This is a genomic window from Albibacterium bauzanense (genome assembly GCF_004339765.1).
Taxonomy (GTDB): Bacteria; Bacteroidota; Bacteroidia; order Sphingobacteriales; family Sphingobacteriaceae; genus Albibacterium; species Albibacterium bauzanense.
Map to the genome: position 1 here is coordinate 458,181 of NZ_SMGO01000002.1, position 19,818 is coordinate 477,998.

Sequence of the window (19,818 nt, forward strand, 5' to 3'; positions counted from 1 at the left end):
ATTGTAAGTTTAACATATTATTAACAGGTGTTTTAATGCCTTATTTCGGCATGTGTACTAAAATCTATATATTCGTATTTGCATCAATATTGTGATCTTAACTTATTGATATATAAAGCATTATTATTTATTAACTGGTCGTTAATAAATAGTTGAGTATAAGTTTTAAATATTTATAAATGTTTTTTGTGACGGATTGAATATTGGTACGGAATTTGTTTTAGTTGCGTAAATCAAACTATTAACTATTTTTGTATAAAAATTATACAATTAAAATTTTTAACCTTAAAAAAAAACAGAGTATGAATTATTCTACAATCAAAAAAGCAGCTTTAGCTTTGTCACTGGTAGCCGCAGTTGGTTACGCTGACGTAGCTAACGCACAAGAGCCAGCTAAAGTATTTGGCGGAAGAAGCCAATACAGAACTTGGTCAATCGGAATTAATGCAGGAGCGTTAACTCCAAGTGTAATTCTAGGTGGTTACAACGATCAATCAAAACCTGAGGTTTCTTTAGGTTACGGTGCTAATATTCGTAAACAATTTTCTCCACATTTCTCAGTTCAGGCTGATTTCTTAAAAGGTACCATTAAAGGTTCTAATGAGACATCTCCTAATAACGATAATGCAAGTTACGGAAATACATTCGAAACTGATTTGAACTGGCAAACAGGTTTGACTGGTAACTACCACTTCGGAGCAATTGATTTCTTACGTCGTGAAAACGTTGTAGGATTTTATGTATCTGCTGGTTATAACATTGCAAACTATGAAGTTACTTCATCAACTGCACCAGGTAGTGTAGATGGTGAATCAAGAAACGAACAAGTTATCCCTGTAGGTGCTGGTGTTAAATTCAAACTAGGCGGTGTTGTTAACTTAGACTTAGGTTACAAAATGAACTTCCTAGATGCTGATAACCTAGATAATAACTTCACTACTAATTCACACGCTTTAGATAAATACAGCTACGGATATGCTGGTTTAGAGTTTAACTTAGGAAGCAAATCTAAACCAACTTTAGAGTGGAACAACCCAGTTGCTAATCTTTATGACGAGTTGAAAGACCCTGCATTGAGAAACGAAGTTGAAGCTTTAAAACAACGTGTGACTACATTAGAAGGAACAGTTGCTGACTTAGGTAGAGATACTGACGGTGACGGTGTTGCTGACAAATTTGACAAATGCCCTAACACTCCAGCTGGAACAGTTGTTGATGGATCAGGTTGTCCAATTAAATTCCCTGAGCCAGTTGTTACTGCAACTCTAGGAGACTACGCTCCAATTCAATTTGAATTTGATAGCTATGTTTTGAAAACTTCTTCTTACCCAACTTTAGATAAAGTTTCTCAAGACTTACGTAATTCAAACGCTTCAATCAGCTTAGAAGGATATGCTTCTGCTGAAGGTACTGAAGAATACAACTTACAGTTATCAAAAGACCGTGCTAACGCAGTAAAAAATTACTTAGTTAACTCTGGTGTTGCTGCTAACAATGTGAATGCAGTAGGTTACGGAGAAGCTAATCCAGTTGCTTCTAACGCTACTGAAGCAGGACGTATTCAAAACCGTCGTGTTGAATTCAAAAAATAATCTTTGATTAAATTTTAATCAAATTAAAGAGAGTCCGGTGGTTTATTCCACCGGACTTTTTTATTTGCAGTGAATTGGAATATTAATGAATCAACCGTAACTTCGTTGCATGTATTTCTTTAGAAAAAAAGACCCTAATCGTCCCCAAAGCTTTAATTTGAAGGTTATGCATACCTTTAATAAGATTGCTATTATTATTTTTGTTCTTGCGATTGTTTATAAGCTCGCTAAATACTTTATATTTTAATTTCCCAATTCACAGATAATGAAAGAAATAATCAATACAGATCTTGCACCGGCACCGATCGGTCCATATAACCAAGCAGTAAAAGCAGGTAATACCATTTATGTTTCCGGACAAATACCATTGGTGGCAGCTACCGGAGAGCTTGTTTCGGGAGATATTGCATTGGAAACTAAAGAAGTGATGAAGAATATAGGCTTTATCCTTCAACAGACCGGATGTGATTATAAAGATATTGTGAAAACCAGTATATTCTTATCGGATATGAGCTTGTTCACAGATGTGAATGCAATATATGGTGAGTATTTTACGGAGAATGCACCTGCACGTGAAACGGTTGCTGTTAAAGAGTTGCCTAAGAAAGTTCGTGTTGAGATTTCAGTGATAGCGTATAAATCGTAGATGAGCGGATCCGCATCTGCAAATAATTCGCGGCTTAATTACTTTATTGCCGGATTATCAGCAAATATCATATGGGGCTTTTTTGCTATACCTCTTCGTTTAATAGCAGCCTGGCCTGCTGATACAATCTTATATTTTCGGATCTTCTTTTCATTTGTTTTTGTGTGGATGTTCCTTTTCCTTTTTAGATACTCTGATTGGAAGCGAGATTGGGAAGGCATGAAACAGATGAGCGCAAAGGAAAGGAAACGGATAATCTTTCTTCTCGTCCTGTCTTCTGTACTTATTATGGGAAATTGGTTTACGTTTATTTATGCTGTAAATAATGTAAGCATCAAATCGGCTGCTTTTGCCTACTTAATATGTCCCTTAATTACTACACTTGCCGGTTGCCTGATCTTGAAAGAGAAGTTATCTAAAATTAAATGGATTAGCTTAAGCATGGCTTTGGTGAGTGTGATTATGCTGGCTCAAACATCTTTGATTGAGGTTTTCTGGGCTATTTTGATTGCTTCATTCTATGCCTTTTACATGATCATTCAGCGGGTTTTGCGAGATATTGATAAGTTTAACTTTTTGGCTGTTCAGTTGGTTATTTGTTCGCTTATTGTTTTGCCGATGTCTTTTATGAGCGACACTCCTGTCCCTTCTTCTCTTTTATTTTGGGGCATGATTGCATTGATAGCTATTGTATTTACTATTATACCTCTCTTCTTAAGTATGTATGCTTTAAACGGTATTGCATCTGCCACGATGGGGATTTTAATTTATATTAATCCGATAATTTCATTTGCAGTTGCTGTTTTCTATTTTAATGAGGTTATTTCTATTGGTCAATTCCTTGCTTACTTATTGCTATTAGCAGCAATCGTACTGTATAACTCAGCTTTCATTCGACAAATTTTTAGTAAATTAGCTAAACGTGAACCTATTTAAATTTATCGAGATTAATTGTGCAGGAATTCAGTTTGAGAACCCCTATTGGCTATTTAAAAGGCGTTGGTCCGCAACGTGCTGAGATTTTAAATAAAGAATTAGCGGTATTCACTTTTGAGGACCTATTATATTATTATCCCTTTCGATATAATGATAGAAGCGTTTATTCTAAGATCAATCAAATAGATCCTACTAAACCAGGTGTGCAGTTTATTGCCAGGTTATTGAATTTTGAGATTCAGGGTGATCGTAGATCGCGACGTTTGGTAGCTCATGTGAAGGATGATACAGGGATTGCACAGCTGGTTTGGTTTCAAAGCATTAAATGGGTTGAGAAGAATTTGACCATTGGAAGTGCATATGTTATTTATGGAAGCCCAAGCTTGTTTAATAATCAGATTTCCATTTCTCATCCTGAAATGGAACTGTATGTGGGCAGTAATCAAGGGCTTAAATTTCAACCTGTCTATGCTTCTACGGAGAAGTTAAAGAAACTATCATTGGATAGTAAGGGGATTCAGCGGTTAGTTTCTTCTTTGTTTAGCGCCTTAAAGGATAATATTGATGAAACACTTCCTGATGAAATATTAACTAAGTACAAGTTGATAGACTTGCCTTCGGCTTTAAGGGGAATTCATTTTCCGGATGATGCTGATTCCATTCAACGATCTCTGTATCGGTTGAAATTCGAAGAGCTTTTCTTCTTGCAATTAAAAATATTAAAGACTAAAGTAGCACATAATCAAAAGTTTAAGGGGCCTGTTCTTAAGAATGTTGGGGAGCATTTTACAGACTTTTATGAGAAGAAGCTTCCTTTTCAATTAACAAATGCCCAGAAAAGGGTTATTAAAGAGATTAGAAAAGATACGTTGTATGGTGCACAGATGAATCGTTTGTTGCAAGGAGATGTAGGTAGCGGGAAAACGATTGTTGCTTTGATGACCATGCTGCTGGCAATTGATAATGGATATCAGGCATGTTTGATGGCGCCGACCGAGATTTTGGCTCAGCAGCATTATGCCGGGCTGAAAGAGTTATTAGGCGTTGAGAGAGTAAGTATTGCCTTATTAACGGGTTCTATAAAACAGAAAGACCGGAAAGTTATTCATGAGGGTTTATTAAATGGAGACCTGGACATTCTGATAGGCACGCATGCGCTATTGGAAGATAAGGTAAAGTTTAAGAATCTGGGTTTGGCTATTATAGATGAGCAACACCGCTTTGGAGTTGAACAACGGTCAAAGTTATGGAAAAAGAATTCTGTGCCGCCACATATGCTTGTAATGACTGCTACGCCTATTCCGCGTACTTTAGCGATGACTTTATATGGCGATCTTGATATTTCAGTGATTGATGAGTTGCCAGCTGGTCGTAAGCCAATTTCTACCTTGCATTTTCATGAAAGGAGCCGGCTGCGGATGTTTGGTATGCTTCGAGAGGAAATTGCTAAGGGAAGGCAGGTTTATGTGGTATATCCATTGATTGAGGAGAGTGAGAAATTAGATCTTTTGCACCTTAAAGCTGGAAAGGAGTTCTTAGAGCGCGAGTTTCCATTGCCCGTCTATAAAGTTGGGATCTTACATGGTAAGATGACTCCAAAAGAGAAGGAGTTTGAGATGAATCGGTTTGTGAAGGGAGAAACGCAGATTTTAGTTGCTACTACGGTAATAGAAGTTGGTGTAAACGTTCCAAATGCTTCGGTGATGGTTATTGAAAATGCTGAACGTTTTGGCCTTTCGCAGCTCCATCAATTACGCGGACGGGTTGGGCGTGGTCCTGAACAATCATTTTGTATTTTAATGACCAAAGAGAAGCTGAGCAGAGAAAGTAAAATCAGAATGCAGACGATGGTCAGGACAACCGATGGGTTTGAGATTGCAGAAACTGATTTGAAATTACGTGGACCGGGAGATTTGTCTGGTACGCAACAAAGTGGAGTGCTGGAGCTTAAGTTAGCGAATTTAGCTACCGACCAGGCATTGCTGCAATTGGCAAGAAACGAAGTGATTGATATTTTTGAGAAAGACCCGACTTTAGGTTCTGAAAAGAATAGTTTGCTTAGGAGCTTTTTGTCTAAAAGTTCGTTTGGAATTGGGTGGGAAAAAATTTCCTGACAAACACCTATCTTTACTTTTTGTTAGCACTCTATAGGATATTGCATTCCCCGTGAATTTTGGTTTTTTAGGGGATGAATTTTAATGATAAATATGGCGATAAAGAAATTTTTTGATACAGCACTTAAGCCTGAACGTGCTGTTCTTGTAGGGATTATAACACCCAGTGAGAATGAAGAACAGGAGCGTGAATATTTAGAGGAATTGGCTTTTTTGGTAGATACGGCAGGCGGAGAAACGGTTCATACTTTTGTTCAAAAGATGCAAAAGCCTGATAGGGCTACTTTTGTTGGAAGTGGAAAATTGGATGAAATTAAAGCTTATGTAGAAGCTGAGGAGATAGATATTGTTGTTTTTGATGATGAGCTATCACCTACTCAGCTAAGGAATATTGAGCGGGAATTACAGGTTAAAATATTAGATAGGAGTAATCTTATTCTGGATATATTTGCTCGTCGTGCACAAAGTGCACAGGCAAAGACGCAAGTGGAATTAGCTCAGCTTCAATACTTATTACCTCGATTGACACGGTTATGGACTCATTTGGAGCGGCAGCGAGGTGGAATTGGAATGCGTGGCCCGGGAGAGAGTCAGATAGAAACGGATAGGCGATTGATATTAAATAAGGTTTCTTTATTGAAGGAGAAGCTAAAAAGTATTGATCGGCAAAATGAAACTCAGCGTAAGAATAGAGGTCAATTGGTGCGTGTTGCACTGGTAGGATATACCAATGTTGGTAAATCGACCATTATGAACATGCTTTCTAAATCGGATGTTTTTGCGGAGAATAAATTGTTTGCAACCCTGGATACAACCGTTCGAAAGGTTGTAATTGATAATCTTCCGTTCTTATTATCAGATACAGTTGGTTTTATCAGGAAATTACCTCACCACTTGGTAGAATGCTTTAAATCAACACTTGATGAGGTAAGGGAAGCAGATATATTGCTTCATGTGGTTGATATTTCTCATCATAACTTTGAGGATCAGATTGCAGCTGTTAACGAAACATTAAAAGAACTGGGAGTTCTTGATAAAACGATCATTACTATATTTAATAAAATTGATGCTTATCAGGGAACGAAAGATGATGAAGGCGATCAATCTTTTACGATTGAGGATTTTGAAAATAGCTGGATGAAGCGGAACCAGAGTCCGGCGATATTTATTTCTGCTACCGAGAAAGAGAATTTAGAGGAACTTAGGAAGTTGATTTATGAGCATGTGTTGGCTATTCATACCGAGCGTTACCCGTATGATAGTTTGCTGTATTAGATTGGCTGGAAATATTTCGATATATTAAGATTAATAAAAATTATTATGGGCATAGAAAGTAAAAGACAGCAACGTTTTGCAGGGATTATTCAACAAGATTTAGCAGAGATCTTCTTACGTGAAGGGAACACCTGGTTGCCGGGAGTAATGATAACCGTTACCCGGGTTCGTATTACTTCAGATTTGGGTATTGCGAGGGTTTACCTGAGCTTTTTGCCTGTAAAAGATCCACAAGAAGCTCTTGAGAAAATCAGGAATCATGGGAATGAGGTTCGTTATAAATTAGGCACGCGTATAAGAAACCAGACAAAGAGTATTCCTGTATTGGAATTTTATGTGGATGACAGCAACGACTATATGGAGCACATGGATAAGCTCTTTGAAGGGATCAATAAAGATAAGCAATCTGAGGATGAATAGCTTAATGAAAGGTTCTGAGTGATCAGAACCTTTTTTTTCGCTTTAAATTAGGGAATTTCATTTTATAGTCCACATCTACTTTACCTTTGGTAATTGCATCTAGCTTCCCTTTAATCAGGGCTTTTTTTAGCGGACTTAGTTTGTCGGTAAATAGTTTACCTTCAATATGGTCGTATTCGTGTTGTATAATTCTTGCCCCTAAACCACTGTAAGTTTCTTCATGTTCTTCCCAGTTTTCATCCAAATAATTAATGGTGATTGTAGGTTGTCTGGCAATATCTTCACGAATATCGGGGATGCTTAAGCAACCCTCGTTTGAAATCCAGTTTTCACCGGTTTCTTCAATGATCTCTGCATTGATAAATACTTTCTTAAAGTCTTTTAAGATGGGTTCATCTTCTTCGTAGGGTGAGGCGTCTATTACAAATAAGCGAATAGGCAATCCTATTTGCGGTGCAGCTAAACCTACTCCCGAAGCAGCATACATGGTTTCAAACATATCCTTAATCAAGGTATCTAAATTGGGATAGTCTGAGTCTATTTCTTTTGCCTTTTGGCGTAATACCGGATCTCCGTAAGCAATTATGGGTAATTTCATTTATCTCGTATTCCTAAATAATTGCAAAATTACGAAATTTCATCCAAGTCAGGCTGGAAAACTAATGAGTTTAAATTATTGGGGTCTAAAATCTCATTTGAAATATCCCAGATCTCTTCAGCTGTAACCTTGTTTATTCGTTCATATATCTTTGGAAGCGTCTCAACATCACCATAATCGATTATGTTTTTTGCCATCGCTATAATTAATGCAATCCGGTTTTCTTCTCCCAGTGCAATCTGACCAATGAATTTGTTTTTTGATTGCTTGAGTTGAATTGCGCTTAGTTTTTTATCACGAAGTTTCTTGAATTCTTTTAATACGAGTTTATATGCCCGTTGCATTTTATCTGTTTCCGTGCCGAAGTACACGCTGAAGATCCCTGTGTCAGAATAGGTTGTGTAATTGGATTCAATAGTATAAGCTATTCCGTGTTTTTCTCTTATTTCAAGGTTTAACCTGGAGCTCATCCCTATTCCGCCAAGCATATTGTTTAATACCATTAGCCCGGTTTTCTTAGGATCGTGCATGGAATATCCCGTGCATCCTAACATATAATGGACTTGATTAATGGGCCTGTCAAGAATAAGTTTTTTGGGAGGGCTTACTAAAGGTGAAGTTCTCTTTTGTTTATGAGTATGGTTTGGAAGCTCGCCGTAATATTTTTCAACGATCTTTTTTATTTTGTTGAAAGAATAATTACCTGTAATGCCAATGACCATGTTTTCGGGTTGGTAATAATCCTTAGCGAAGTTTTCGAAATCTTTTTTGCTTAAGCCAACCAGACTCTTTTCTTCTCCTAATATGTTATGCCCTAATTCGTGATCGGTATAGATAAGGTCTTCGAAATCGTCTGCAATGGCATCTTCGGGACTGTCTTGATAAGATGCGATCTCATCTAATATAATTCCTTTCTCTTTTTCGATTTCGTTTTCAGGGAAGGTAGAATGGAAGACAATATCTTCAAACAGATCTAATGTTCTATTTAAATGTTCATTTAAGAAGGATGCATGAATGCAGGTATATTCTTTGGTAGTATAGGCGTTAAGATCGGCTCCTACCAGTTCCAGCCTGTTTAATATCTGGTTGGTACTCCTTTTACTGGTTTTCTTGAAAATGAGGTGTTCCGTGAAATGGGCTATGCCATATTGCTCGGGTGATTCGTCACGCGTTCCTGCATTAATTACAATGCAGGCATGAGCTATAGGTAAGGCTTCGGGTTTGAAAACAACCCGAAGCCCATTTGTTAAAGTAAAGAGGTGATAATCCATTGCGGATGCAAAGGTAGCAAAAAAGATTAGCCTCCTCCACCTGGGCCACCCATGCCGCCACCTGGTCTAAAACCGCCAGGACCTGGCCCTTGTGGTCTTCCACCCGGACCTTGTTGATTATTTGGAGGAGTGCTTCCTCCGGCAAAGTTTTGAAATCTATAAGACAGCGTTAACATAAAGTAACGAGCTAAGCGATTACTACGGCTATCAAGCTGGCTGTTTTCAGTAATACTTCTGGAGATATTTACCTGTTCATTTAAAAGATCATATGCTTGTAAGCGTACAGTAGCCCTGTTGCCCGGTAAAAATTGTTTTTCAACGTATGTATTTATAATTAACGGATTAGCGTCTACATTCTGTGCATAGCCGGTATTTGACATTTTACTTAAATCTAATCCCCATAATAAAGTAGGAACGAAGTAAACTCTGCTATTTAAATCTATTGACCAGGTGTTGATGTTTGAGTTATTCCGATCATTAAGAGAGTTCTGTGTTGTATTGTAGCTGTAGCGAACACCCGGAGTTACGTCTAACCATTCATTCGGATTTATTTTAACATTCAATCCTTGGCTTAGTACCCAGTTTTTAGCTATATTTTCTTCGTTATTAGCAAAAGAAATGTTGTTGTTGAAATTGGCCGATCCGTTTATTGATACTACATATTTACGTTTTAAGAAAGGTTTAGAATAGTTATAGAAACCACGAGCGGTATAATAACCATTCGCATTTAAGTAGCTAGTTTCTTGAACTAAACCATTTACCGGATCCATACTTTGCATTCTATTAGATACTACTTTGTCATTTGTAAATGTAGCCATGATCATCCCGAAGAAGGAATTTCCAGAAGCAAAGTCAAAGTTATTATAGCGCAAGTTTAAGTTATGCGAGAATTCTGCAGCTAACTCAGGGTTACCCACTACCGGGAATTGTGGGTTAGAAATATCTCTAACAGGTTGTAGTTGTGAATATCCTGGTTCAGTAGGTCGTCCGTTATAAGTAAAACTTAGTCTCTTAGAATTAGAGAACACATATTCGAAACGCGCTATAGGAGCAAAATTGGTGGCTTTTCTTTGAAAATTAATGGCTGTTCCGTCCACATCTACCGTGTTTCCTTTTAAGGTTGAAGGTTGAGCACTGGCACCAATCGTATAATTGACCTTAGTTGTTCTATAGCGATAGTTTAGATTAATATTGCTTTTAATGAATGAGTAATCATATATGTTACTTAATGCCGGATTATAGGTAATATTTCCATCAGCATCTACTGAATTGGCAATCCGGTTATTATCATAATTAGAGAAGTCATACGTGTATTCAGCTTCTAAATTACTGTTTTTACCCAAGGGCTCAATATAGGAAATGGAAGCACCCCCATTTAAACGTTTGTTTGTTAAATCAATTAACTGACGTTGGTATTCATCGCTTTCAGTTTCACCATAAATGTGCGTATCTACAATTTCATCTCTATCACTCTCAGAACTTGCAGAATTCAAGGAGAAGTTCACGAAAACATTTCGTCCATTTTCGCTGATTCTATGATTAAATAATCCGCTTACACCAATATTTGGAGTAGTTGTATTATTGATATTATTTCTAGAAACAGAATTTGTTAATGCATCATTCGTTGCGAATTGTGAATTTTGTGTGGTTGAACCATCAGATCCACCGTATGAGAATGATGGAGAAAGTTTGAAATAATTAGTAGCACTAGGTTTATATTCAAAATTCCAGTTTAATCGATGATTATTTCTAGTAGTTCCCTGGTTGGTAATATCTTGATTAAGGATTTCCTGACCTGGGTAAGTATATTTGTTTGAAGAGTTGCTAAAGGTATTATTTTCGTCATGGCTGTAACTGTAGCTACCATAGGTGGTAAACTTTTCGTCCATGAATGTTTTTCTGTAGTTTAACCCAATTGAACTTGTATTGGTTAATCCGCTTTGATTTCCTCCGAAACCACCACCACCACCGAAACCACCACCACCGGTTGGACCTCTACGTGCTCCGCCACCTTGTGTATTGAAATCAAAAAGGGATGCGTTTACGTTATTTAAATTAGCTAATGATGAGAACTGGCGAGTATCTGCAAAGGAGTTAAACATAGCTGTTGCCTGATAACGATCCTCTGTTCCTCCACCGGCACGAAATTGACCAAAATCTCCTTTGTTTGCTGAAGGAGCAATTTCGATATTTAATACTCTTTCAGGATCTCCTGTTCTATTCCCCGTTAAGTTGGCTTGATCACCGTAATCGTCTATTATTTGAATTTTCTCAATAACATCTGCAGGTAAGTTCTTGGTTGCTGTTTGCACATCTCCACCAAAGAAATCCTTCCCATTGATTCGTACACGAGTAATTTGCTGACCTTGAGCAGTTACATTACCGTCTTTATCGACTTCCACTCCATCCAACTTTTTCAACAAATCTTCAGTTACAGCGCCATCCTTTAACTGATAATTGCTTGCTCTATATTCCAGCGTATCTTCTTTAACCACGATTAAGGGGGTTCCGTCAATATTTACTGCTTGTAAAAGCTGAGATGATTCATTGACGATGACTTTTCCTAAGTTAAGGTTTGTGCTACCTTCACTAAATTGAGAGGGCAATACTTTTGTTTCATAGCCAAGGCTGGTAACTGTGATTGTAAATTTATCTGCTTTTACCTGGCTGAATTGAAATTCGCCGTTGGCATTGCTTGATGTAGTGAGGTCGTCTGTTGCTGAAGTTAGTTTGACCGAAGCCGCGATTACACTCTGTCCTGTTGAATCTTGTAGGGTTCCTCTTACCTGCTTTCCGTTTTGTGCGAAAGCTGAGGATCCTAAGATCAGGAGAATTGAAAGGATTAAATAGGAGCGCATAATTTGTTTAAGTTGGATGTTTAGTTTATATGATTTTTGTTTAGTTTGATTTCGATAATTTGAGAATGTTCCAGACGCCCGGTTCGACTTTAGTTACCACGCCAGAACGTGCTCCTGTATATTGGCCATATAGATCGGTGCTTCGATTTGTGAATCGGACGCTTGATCTGTCATTAATCCGAAGATTAAGTGCAAATGGTTTATCTTTATTAATATTTAATTGTTTTAGGCTGATTGCTGCTTCATAAATTAAAGTATCATCTGTAGAGTCTATTTTAGCAGAAGCTTTTATCCCATAATTGTTTTCTAAAGAGATCTTTCCATCAACAATTGTTGGGAAACCATGTACAGATATCGCGCGAGTTAAATTTAAGCCTGCTTCCCGATTATTTTCAGGTCTTTCATATTCTTCTCTTGAGTTCATTGCTCTGAGGGCAGCAACGTCTGGCATTGGAAAGATTACTGTTGGGCCGTCTTTTTCTTTTGCCTCTAAATTGGTAGTAACGCTGATACCATTATAGATTGCTTTTAGCTGTTGAGCCTTGTTGAAAACACGAATCGCGATATATAGATAGTCAGCATTATTTGCGATTGCATAGCTGAAGTCTTGGTCTTTGAACGTATAATAGGTTTGACTGCCCCAATCTGTTAGATCTCCATCTACATGTATAGAATCTGCCCAGACGGTTTTTGGGGCTTCCTGAGCGAACGTGTTTAAGGATATGAATCCTAGGAATAAAATGTATATGAATCTGATATTCATTCGTATTTTTGTATTATGAGTCTTTAGGACGCAGGTAAAGCAAATAAGTTTAATTGTAAATTAAATATTACATTAATAATTTATGTTTACATTAAACCTTTGTCGCATTTACCTATGATATGTTACAAACTATAAGGTATGTTAACGAAGGAAACCTTTTATGACCGTGTTTATAAAATAGTGCGTGAAATCCCAGAAGGCAGGGTTACATCTTATGGCGCAATAGCAAAAGCATTAGGAACGGCTGGCTCTGCTCGAATGGTAGGTTATGCTTTACGCGCTTCACAAGGAGTTTATCCACCTATACCAGCTCATCGTGTTGTAAACCGAGTTGGCATGTTGTCGGGTAAAGCTGCTTTTGGCTCATTGGATATGATGCAACAATTATTAGAGAATGAATCAATTGTTGTAGAGAATGACAGAGTAGTTGATTTTAAGAATTTATTTTGGGAACCTAATTATGGAGAATAATTTGAATCGTTGTATCTGGTGTGGAAATGACCCTCTTTATATGCAATATCATGATCAGGAATGGGGTAAGATTGTAGGAGATGATCGTGTTTTATTTGAGTTCCTTGTGTTGGAGTCGGCACAAGCGGGACTGAGTTGGATAACTATTCTTCGAAAAAGAGATGGTTATCGAAAGAATTTCGCTGAGTTTGATGCAGAAACAGTAGCAAACTTTACAGAAAAGGATGTTGAAGAAATACTTAAAGACCCGGGCATTATAAGGAATAGAGCGAAGGTGCAATCTGCCATTAATAATGCGAAGATCTTCTTAAATATTAAGCAGGAGTTTGGCTCATTCTATAAATATTTATATTCTTTTATGCCTGGCGGAGTCTCCATTCTGAATAATCCTAAAGGTATGAAGGACATTCCAACTACTTCAAAAGAATCAATCAATATCTCTAAGGATTTAAAGAAACGAGGGATGAAATTCTTTGGGCCGGTAACGTGTTATGCATTTATGCAAGCAGTAGGCATGGTTAATGACCATGATAGCGCTTGTTCTTTTAAATAAAAAAGCATTGAATCTTCTTGTCTATCTCTATTAGAAAGAAGATTCAATGCTTTTTTGCAATGCCTTAAATTAAATGTAAAAAAGATTTGGAAAGTTGGATACTTAGTGTTACTTTTACACTATCAAAAAGGAGGCATCTTTCGCGATAAAGTTTTTATAGTATTTTTAATAATTTAGGTTTATAATTGGTTAGTTCAAGACCCCTGCTCATCACAGGGGTCTTGTCTTTTATAGGTTTGCGAGAATCGCTGCAGACATCGGTTCTACATCCGATCTGAATCTATGAATTAGCTTGCCGTTTTCATCAATTAAGAACTTTTCAAAGTTCCATTTGATTTCACCTGTAAAGTCAGGATTTTGCGCGCTGGTCAGATAGTCGAATAATGCATTGATATCATCGCCTTTAACACTTGTTTTTTCTGTTAGAAGAAACGTTACACCATAGTTTTCTTCACAGAAGGTTTGTATTTCGTCATTAGCACCAGGCTCTTGTCCGCCAAAATTATTGGCAGGAACACCTATTACTACCAGATCGTCTTTATACTTCTGCGATAGTTCTTCCAAACCCTTATATTGAGGGGTATACCCGCATTTAGATGCAGTATTTACAACTAGAATTTTTTTCCCTTTAAATTGAGATAGATCAATTGTTTGCCCGTCTATGCTTTCCATTTTAAATTGGTAAATACTTTCGGGGGGATTTGTAATAAATAAACTGAGAAGAATCATTAAAGTTTTCATTTTTATTATTGTTTAAATTGTTAAGTTCTGTTCTTGTGCTTCTTTTTCTAAAACATATGCATATAAATCCTGAATAGGCTGGCGAATAATCTTTCCTACTTTTATGCCATTCATTTCGCATACCGTTCGTAATTGTTTTTTATAAAAATAAGCGATTGCACCTACAAAATGGCAGTTATGATTATGGAAGTCGGGATAGCTAAAGATGTTTGTTTTTACAAACTCTTCGAAACCTTGATGCAATAAGCTAGAAATGAAGGGATGCTCTATATGTTTGGCCATAAAGGGAGCGAATGAAGCTAAATAGGTATTAGGGCTTGGTTCCTGGTAAACCTTGTTCATTACGATTTCTTTGCTTACTTCATAGTCTGAACCAAAATCGATGCTTAATTCTGAAGGTAAAAGATCGTATAAGTAATTTGTAATTAACTTCTTACCAAACCATGCCCCTGATCCTACGTCGCCGAGGATGAAGCCTGTGCCGTGCTTATTGGGTTGAACAGCTCTTCCATCGAAGAATGTAATATTAGAGCCGGTTCCCATGGTGCTTATAAGGCCGGGAATATTTCCACAGGTGGCATATGCAGATCCTATTAGGTCAGTATCTACTGAAACAAATGCATTTTTAAAAACAAATGAAACCGCATTGGAAATTATTTCACGACGGTCTGGAGAAGTGCACCCTGAACCGAAGAAATATATCTCTGTAACATCTTCGATATAAGGAGTTATTTCTTTAAAATGCTGTATAATCTTGATAATTTCTTTCTCAGGAGTGAAAAAAGGATTGATCCCTACTGTTCTATATGTTAAAGGTTCTGAATTTGGAGGGGTAAACATCCAATCAGACTTATAAGAACCGCTATCGACAACTATAATCATAATAAATGTTTGTAGAGTATCAAATTTACAAATTAATTTAGATTTATTTTCGTCTATTCATTCAGGTTTTAAACGATATAGAGAAGAAAGTACTAAATTTGAGATTCGAATGATTAGCTAATTGTTTATTCTGTTTTAACAAAGACTATGAAAATCCGTTTTGTTTTTTTACTTCTATCTATGATGACTACTGTATCGCTAGCGAATGCCCAAAGAAAAATATCTTTTGAAATATCATTTAAAGAACCTCAAGCTCATTATGTTGAAGTTAAGATGGAGCTATCCGGATTTAAAGGGAAATTTTTAGATTTAAAGATGCCGGTTTGGGCACCAGGATCCTATTTAATCCGCGAATTTCCTAAAAATGTAGAAAGCTTTTCTGCTGAATCTAATGATAAGAAGGTGCTTGCCAGTCATAAAATAGATAAGAATACATGGAGGGTTGAGACTGGTAATGAGGGTAAAATAATTGTAAATTATCGGGTTTATGCTTTTGAAGTATCTGTACGGACCAGTTTTGTAAATGATAGCCATGCCTTCCTTTCTCCTACTGGAATCTTTATGTATGTAGATGGATTCATTAAACAACCTGTGGAAGTAAAGGTAAATCCATACAAAAGCTGGACAAAGATCTCTACTGGATTGGATGTTGTAAAAGAAAAACCAAATACTTTTTTCGCACCAGACTTTGATATATTATTCGACTCTCCTATAGAGGTGGGTAATCAGGATGTTTTTGAGTTTATGGCAGCTGGAGTAAATCATGAAGTTGCAATGGTAGGTGAGGGTAATTATGATAAGGAGCGATTAAAGAAGGATATGGCAAAAATCATCGAGTATGAAACGGAGGTTTTTGGAGTTAATCCTAATAAACGATATGTATTTATTGTTCATAATTATGCTTCTGGCGGTGGGGGATTAGAACATCTGAATTCAACAGTATTGGGCGCTTCTCGTTTTAATTATCAGAACCAGAACGGTTATTTGGGATTTTTAGGCTTGGTTGCTCATGAGTATTTTCATGTTTGGAATGTTAAAAGATTGAGGCCCGAAGCTTTAGGTCCTTTTAACTATAATGAGGAAAACTACACTACTAATCTTTGGGTTTCTGAAGGCTTTACAGCTTATTACGATAATTTAATATTACGTAGAGCAGGGTTCTATGATGAATCTGCTTATTTGAAGATTTTAACAGCAGATATAGAGACTGTTGAAAACAGAGCTGGTAATTTGGTGCAGCCTTTAAGTCTTTCGAGTTTTGATGCCTGGATAAAGCAGTATCGTCCTGATGAGAATTCAATAAATACAATGGTGTCTTATTATAATAAAGGAGCATTGATTGGGATGTTAATTGATCTGAAAACATTGCATGCTACTGAGGGAGCTAAAGGGTTGGACGATATTATGAAAGCCATGTATGATGAATACTATCAAAGGTTGGGTCGCGGGTTTACTGATCAGGAGTTTAAACAAATGGTCGAAAAGGTTGCAGGAGTTTCTATAGATGATATATATGAATATGTTAATGAGGCAAAACCTATTGATTATAATACCTACCTGAATAATGTTGGACTGGAATTAGTTAACCAGTTAGAAGGCCGTTCCATTCCTGAATTTGGTGTTAGACTTTCAAACCATAAAGTAATGTCGGTTAATAGAGGTAGTGGAGCATGGGATGCTGGCATTAATGTTAATGATGAGTTGATTGCTGTGAATGGCTATCGCATTGATGATGTAGGAAAAGAGCTTGACCGCATTCTGGCTGGTTCAATGGTAGGTGATAAGCTTCATGTAATAGTTTCAAGAGATGGAATCATTAAAGAGCTGGATCTTATTCTTTCGGCAAGCGAAAAAGCAGATTACCTTATTCGTCCATTATCAACTGTTACACCAGAGCAAGCCAAGTTAAGAGAAATCTGGCTTGCGTTAGAGCCTGATTAACGAGCGTATAATTTGCTGCTAATTTTTTATTTATCCGGATTGAAAATGAAAAATTGTGCTTGCGAAGGGTTGATATTGAGTTCCTTCTTATCATTCAGCATAATCAGATGCCCTCCGCTTTGGGCTTTATAATACTCTTGTGGGGCAGTTTTTTGAGAATAAGAAACCTGGATTATATTATTTGAAGTGACCACCCATGTGCCAACATCTTTTGCATTCTTGTTCGTGCTTTGAATATATCGCATCGTTTTAACTACTGAATTATCGTCTTTAAAATCTAAGGATACTTCGATTCCCGGACAATCTTTGCAAGGTATTGCTCCTTTATATTTTCCTTCTGGTGCAATGAAAAATAAAGGCCCGTGTGGCTTCCATTGAGTTTCTTCAGTATTAATAACTGCAGGATTGTTGCTTTCAGTAAAAGCTTTTTTTGAAGAGCAGCTGCCTAACAATACAACGTTAATAATTAATATGAAAAGTAGGTATTTCTTCATTCAATCAAGTTTTTTAAATATACCATAGTATTTTATCACGGAAAACAATTATCAAAACGTTTAAGTTCTATTTTTAGTATTTAGATGATGGATGTATTTGGCTCCGTATAACAAGATTTATAATTTATTTAGTAATTTTTGTTTGCTTGCAATAGAAGATAAGAAACTCTTTTGTTAAAAAATGCTTAATTTTGGGAATAACTATAAAATCATAGATAAAAATGTTCTCAAAAACTTGTGAGTATGGTATACGTGCGATGATTTTTATCTCTCAGAAATCAAGTGAGGGAGTTAAAGTCGGTGTAAAAGAAGTGTCTAAAGGTATTGATTCACCCGAGCACTTTATAGCTAAAATATTGCAAGATTTAGGCCGGAAGAATTTAGTCATGTCTTTTAAAGGTCCAAATGGCGGATTCTTTATTGAGAAGGATTCAACGGTTACCTTGGCGGATATAGTTAAAGCTATTGATGGAGATAAGCTTTTTAACAATTGTGGCCTGGGGCTTGGTTATTGTTCAGAAGAGCGCCCCTGTCCTATACACCATGATTTTAAAAAGATCCGCAACGACATTTCACTTATGTTACATTCTTCTAAGCTTAGCGAGTTTAGTGAGCTTTTAAAAGAGAATTTAACTTATTTGAAGTTATTTTAATTCCTGTGAAGATTGGATAATAATACAATAAAGAAAGATATTATGGAAGGTGTAAAGGATGCTTCAAATTTAGAAGATATTAAGGATCTGGAAGATATTAAGAGGTTGGTTGATATCTTTTATGATAAAGTCCGTGAGGATGCTTTATTAGCCCCTATTTTTAATGGTATTATAAAAGATCGATGGCCAAGCCATATGAACACGATGTATACCTTTTGGCAAACAGTTTTATTGGGAGACCATACTTATTTTGGGAGCCCATTTGTTCCTCATGCTAAATTGCCGGTAGACCATATTCATTTTCAAACCTGGCTGAAGCTGTTTAATGAAACAGTTGATGAGCTTTTTAGTGGTACAATTGCTACCGAAGCTAAATGGCGTGCAGATAAGATGGCGATTATGTTTGAAACGAAAATAAAACATTATCAAAATACCGAATTCAGGAACTTACTCTAGATTTTAATAAACCCCTTTTCCTGTTTAGGTTTCCTTCTTAGGGTTTATTCCTGATTATCATTTATCAATAATTTGTAAAAATTGCTTGGGTTTTGATTCTCGCTCTTAATAGAGGATGAATTTGTCTTTTATTATTTAAATAATCTTTAGCTTTGAGTTGAATTAATAAATTAATGAAAATTTAAATAAAAAACGCCATGATCATAACTGAAACTCTGGATGTTACTCAAATTGAACCTAGATTGAAACATCCAACAATTTTTGAACATTTTGATGCACTTAAACCCGGTGAAAGCTTTGTTATTCATAATGACCATGATCCGAAACCTCTTTATTACCAATTATTAGGAGAAAGAGGAGCAATATTTACCTGGGAGTATTTAGAAGAAGGTCCTCGTACCTGGTTAGTTAAGATTGCTAAGAATAAAATTAATGAAGAAAAGAATGTAGAGACAGTTGGTTCTATTGCAGCTAAAGATTACCGTAAAGCGGAAGTGTTTAAAAAGCTTGGAATCGACTTTTGCTGTGGTGGAGAAAAATCTTTAAAAGATGCGAGTAAAGAAGCAGGTATTTCTGAAGAGCAATTAAGGCAGGAATTAGAAGATGCTGATACAGTAACGGTATCTGCTTCTCAAGATTATAACAAGTGGAAATTAGATTTTCTTGCAGACTTTATTGCTAATACACATCATCAATATATTCGAGATAACGCAACTGTAATATTAGGTTTAGCAGATAAGGTTGCTCAACGTCATGGCCCTCAACATCCAGAATTAGGATCTTTAGCAGAGCGGGTAAATACATTGATGAATGATTTATTATCACATATCGAGAAAGAAGAGAAAGTGCTTTTTCCTGCCATTAAATCCTTGGTTTTAAATCAAAATGACAGCTCAGCCAGTCAGGCTTCCATCAAATCAATTATTGATAACATGCATGTTGAGCATGATCATGCAGGTGATGATTTAAAGTATTTACGTAAGCTAACTAATGGTTATACATTACCAGCAGATGCTTGTAACTCCTATAATTACTTGTTTGAGAAACTAAAGGAATTTGAGGATGATCTTTTTAAACACATACATTTAGAGAATAATATTTTATTTCCGAAGGTTGTTGCCTTAGAGACGAAATAGGAGAATTGTTGGACCGAT

At 36.5% G+C, this 19,818-nt stretch carries 20 protein-coding genes; 13 read left to right on the top strand and 7 right to left on the bottom strand.

The window, feature by feature from the left end; translation table 11 throughout:
* Positions 1-302 precede the first annotated feature (302 nt).
* From C8N28_RS07885 to C8N28_RS07910, 7 genes are all read left to right on the top strand, one after another.
* Positions 303-1,592, top strand: a complete 1,290-nt coding sequence (locus tag C8N28_RS07885) for an OmpA family protein (RefSeq protein WP_132223459.1) — start codon at positions 303-305, stop codon at positions 1,590-1,592.
* Positions 1,593-1,701: 109 nt separating this feature from the next.
* Complete coding sequence (locus C8N28_RS13940; protein WP_317127331.1) at positions 1,702-1,839, top strand: DUF6728 family protein; 138 nt, start codon at positions 1,702-1,704, stop codon at positions 1,837-1,839.
* An 18-nt stretch (positions 1,840-1,857) separates the two neighbouring features.
* Positions 1,858-2,238: a RidA family protein gene (locus C8N28_RS07890; protein WP_132223462.1), complete on the top strand. Its 381-nt coding sequence runs from the start codon at positions 1,858-1,860 to the stop codon at positions 2,236-2,238.
* Positions 2,239-3,174 carry an EamA family transporter gene (locus tag C8N28_RS07895; RefSeq protein ID WP_132223465.1) on the top strand — a complete coding sequence of 312 codons (936 nt, stop codon included), beginning with the start codon at positions 2,239-2,241 and terminating at the stop codon, positions 3,172-3,174.
* Positions 3,175-3,191: 17 nt separating this feature from the next.
* Positions 3,192-5,288, top strand: a complete 2,097-nt coding sequence (recG, locus tag C8N28_RS07900) for an ATP-dependent DNA helicase RecG (protein ID WP_132223468.1) — start codon at positions 3,192-3,194, stop codon at positions 5,286-5,288.
* Between the two features lie 93 nt (positions 5,289-5,381).
* Entirely contained in the window at positions 5,382-6,563 is a 1,182-nt protein-coding gene (hflX, locus tag C8N28_RS07905; RefSeq protein ID WP_132223471.1) for a GTPase HflX, read from the top strand.
* Between the two features lie 45 nt (positions 6,564-6,608).
* A complete protein-coding gene (locus tag C8N28_RS07910; RefSeq protein WP_132223474.1) occupies positions 6,609-6,983 on the top strand; it encodes a ribosome-binding factor A in 375 nt (124 codons plus the stop codon).
* A 22-nt stretch (positions 6,984-7,005) separates the two neighbouring features.
* On the opposite strand, the gene def is transcribed toward C8N28_RS07910, so the two are convergent.
* The 4 genes from def to C8N28_RS07930 are packed head-to-tail and all read right to left on the bottom strand — an operon-like array spanning position 7,006 to position 12,473.
* Positions 7,006-7,581, bottom strand: coding sequence for a peptide deformylase (gene def, locus C8N28_RS07915; RefSeq protein WP_132223477.1), 576 nt, complete (start codon positions 7,579-7,581; stop codon positions 7,006-7,008).
* A gap of 29 nt (positions 7,582-7,610) precedes the next feature.
* Positions 7,611-8,852 carry a M16 family metallopeptidase gene (locus C8N28_RS07920; protein WP_132223479.1) on the bottom strand — a complete coding sequence of 414 codons (1,242 nt, stop codon included), beginning with the start codon at positions 8,850-8,852 and terminating at the stop codon, positions 7,611-7,613.
* 26 nt (positions 8,853-8,878) lie between these two features.
* Positions 8,879-11,710, bottom strand: a complete 2,832-nt coding sequence (locus tag C8N28_RS07925; protein WP_132223482.1) for a TonB-dependent receptor — start codon at positions 11,708-11,710, stop codon at positions 8,879-8,881.
* 40 nt (positions 11,711-11,750) lie between these two features.
* Positions 11,751-12,473 (bottom strand): hypothetical protein, encoded by a 723-nt coding sequence (locus C8N28_RS07930; protein ID WP_132223485.1) that lies wholly within the window; start codon positions 12,471-12,473, stop codon positions 11,751-11,753.
* Between the two features lie 138 nt (positions 12,474-12,611).
* Between C8N28_RS07930 and C8N28_RS07935 the strand changes: the two genes are divergently transcribed.
* Together C8N28_RS07935 and C8N28_RS07940 are read left to right on the top strand one after the other, a co-directional pair.
* The gene (locus C8N28_RS07935; protein ID WP_132223487.1) at positions 12,612-12,944 is read left to right on the top strand and encodes an MGMT family protein; all 333 of its coding nucleotides are present in this window, start codon (positions 12,612-12,614) and stop codon (positions 12,942-12,944) included.
* Complete coding sequence (locus C8N28_RS07940) at positions 12,934-13,497, top strand: DNA-3-methyladenine glycosylase I (protein ID WP_132223489.1); 564 nt, start codon at positions 12,934-12,936, stop codon at positions 13,495-13,497. The genes C8N28_RS07935 and C8N28_RS07940 overlap by 11 nt, the downstream gene beginning before the upstream one ends.
* 228 nt (positions 13,498-13,725) lie before the next feature.
* Here the strand turns inward: C8N28_RS07940 and C8N28_RS07945 are convergent, their stop codons facing one another.
* Both C8N28_RS07945 and C8N28_RS07950 read right to left on the bottom strand, forming a co-directional pair.
* Positions 13,726-14,238: a glutathione peroxidase gene (locus C8N28_RS07945; protein WP_132223492.1), complete on the bottom strand. Its 513-nt coding sequence runs from the start codon at positions 14,236-14,238 to the stop codon at positions 13,726-13,728.
* Between the two features lie 12 nt (positions 14,239-14,250).
* Positions 14,251-15,120: an N-acetylglucosamine kinase gene (locus tag C8N28_RS07950; RefSeq protein ID WP_132223495.1), complete on the bottom strand. Its 870-nt coding sequence runs from the start codon at positions 15,118-15,120 to the stop codon at positions 14,251-14,253.
* A 147-nt stretch (positions 15,121-15,267) separates the two neighbouring features.
* On the opposite strand from C8N28_RS07950, the gene C8N28_RS07955 reads away from it, so the two are divergent.
* On the top strand, positions 15,268-17,061 hold the full coding sequence (locus C8N28_RS07955) for a M61 family metallopeptidase (protein WP_132223497.1): 1,794 nt from the start codon (positions 15,268-15,270) through the stop codon (positions 17,059-17,061).
* 26 nt (positions 17,062-17,087) lie between these two features.
* Here the strand turns inward: C8N28_RS07955 and C8N28_RS07960 are convergent, their stop codons facing one another.
* Positions 17,088-17,555, bottom strand: a complete 468-nt coding sequence (locus C8N28_RS07960) for a copper resistance protein NlpE N-terminal domain-containing protein (RefSeq protein ID WP_132223500.1) — start codon at positions 17,553-17,555, stop codon at positions 17,088-17,090.
* A 221-nt stretch (positions 17,556-17,776) separates the two neighbouring features.
* On the opposite strand from C8N28_RS07960, the gene C8N28_RS07965 reads away from it, so the two are divergent.
* The 3 genes from C8N28_RS07965 (at position 17,777) to ric (ending at position 19,800) form a co-directional block, all read left to right on the top strand.
* Positions 17,777-18,208: an RrF2 family transcriptional regulator gene (locus C8N28_RS07965; protein WP_132223503.1), complete on the top strand. Its 432-nt coding sequence runs from the start codon at positions 17,777-17,779 to the stop codon at positions 18,206-18,208.
* Between the two features lie 12 nt (positions 18,209-18,220).
* On the top strand, positions 18,221-18,664 hold the full coding sequence (locus tag C8N28_RS07970; protein WP_246012774.1) for a group III truncated hemoglobin: 444 nt from the start codon (positions 18,221-18,223) through the stop codon (positions 18,662-18,664).
* A gap of 197 nt (positions 18,665-18,861) precedes the next feature.
* A complete protein-coding gene (ric, locus tag C8N28_RS07975) occupies positions 18,862-19,800 on the top strand; it encodes an iron-sulfur cluster repair di-iron protein (protein WP_132223506.1) in 939 nt (312 codons plus the stop codon).
* The last annotated feature ends 18 nt before the right edge of the window (positions 19,801-19,818 follow it).

What these genes read in the sequence shown, in the direction of transcription:
- C8N28_RS13940 (WP_317127331.1), top strand. Translation starts at nt 1,702, where the DNA reads ATGTATTTCTTTAGAAAAAAAGACCCTAATCGTCCCCAAAGCTTTAAT.
- C8N28_RS07885 (WP_132223459.1), top strand. Translation starts at nt 303, where the DNA reads ATGAATTATTCTACAATCAAAAAAGCAGCTTTAGCTTTGTCACTGGTA.
- C8N28_RS07930 (WP_132223485.1), bottom strand. Translation starts at nt 12,473, where the DNA reads ATGAATATCAGATTCATATACATTTTATTCCTAGGATTCATATCCTTA.
- C8N28_RS07960 (WP_132223500.1), bottom strand. Translation starts at nt 17,555, where the DNA reads ATGAAGAAATACCTACTTTTCATATTAATTATTAACGTTGTATTGTTA.
- C8N28_RS07945 (WP_132223492.1), bottom strand. Translation starts at nt 14,238, where the DNA reads ATGAAAACTTTAATGATTCTTCTCAGTTTATTTATTACAAATCCCCCC.
- def (WP_132223477.1), bottom strand. Translation starts at nt 7,581, where the DNA reads ATGAAATTACCCATAATTGCTTACGGAGATCCGGTATTACGCCAAAAG.
- C8N28_RS07955 (WP_132223497.1), top strand. Translation starts at nt 15,268, where the DNA reads ATGAAAATCCGTTTTGTTTTTTTACTTCTATCTATGATGACTACTGTA.
- C8N28_RS07895 (WP_132223465.1), top strand. Translation starts at nt 2,239, where the DNA reads ATGAGCGGATCCGCATCTGCAAATAATTCGCGGCTTAATTACTTTATT.
- C8N28_RS07925 (WP_132223482.1), bottom strand. Translation starts at nt 11,710, where the DNA reads ATGCGCTCCTATTTAATCCTTTCAATTCTCCTGATCTTAGGATCCTCA.
- hflX (WP_132223471.1), top strand. Translation starts at nt 5,382, where the DNA reads ATGGCGATAAAGAAATTTTTTGATACAGCACTTAAGCCTGAACGTGCT.
- C8N28_RS07910 (WP_132223474.1), top strand. Translation starts at nt 6,609, where the DNA reads ATGGGCATAGAAAGTAAAAGACAGCAACGTTTTGCAGGGATTATTCAA.
- C8N28_RS07940 (WP_132223489.1), top strand. Translation starts at nt 12,934, where the DNA reads ATGGAGAATAATTTGAATCGTTGTATCTGGTGTGGAAATGACCCTCTT.
- C8N28_RS07920 (WP_132223479.1), bottom strand. Translation starts at nt 8,852, where the DNA reads ATGGATTATCACCTCTTTACTTTAACAAATGGGCTTCGGGTTGTTTTC.
- C8N28_RS07950 (WP_132223495.1), bottom strand. Translation starts at nt 15,120, where the DNA reads ATGATTATAGTTGTCGATAGCGGTTCTTATAAGTCTGATTGGATGTTT.
- C8N28_RS07965 (WP_132223503.1), top strand. Translation starts at nt 17,777, where the DNA reads ATGTTCTCAAAAACTTGTGAGTATGGTATACGTGCGATGATTTTTATC.
- C8N28_RS07890 (WP_132223462.1), top strand. Translation starts at nt 1,858, where the DNA reads ATGAAAGAAATAATCAATACAGATCTTGCACCGGCACCGATCGGTCCA.
- ric (WP_132223506.1), top strand. Translation starts at nt 18,862, where the DNA reads ATGATCATAACTGAAACTCTGGATGTTACTCAAATTGAACCTAGATTG.
- C8N28_RS07935 (WP_132223487.1), top strand. Translation starts at nt 12,612, where the DNA reads ATGTTAACGAAGGAAACCTTTTATGACCGTGTTTATAAAATAGTGCGT.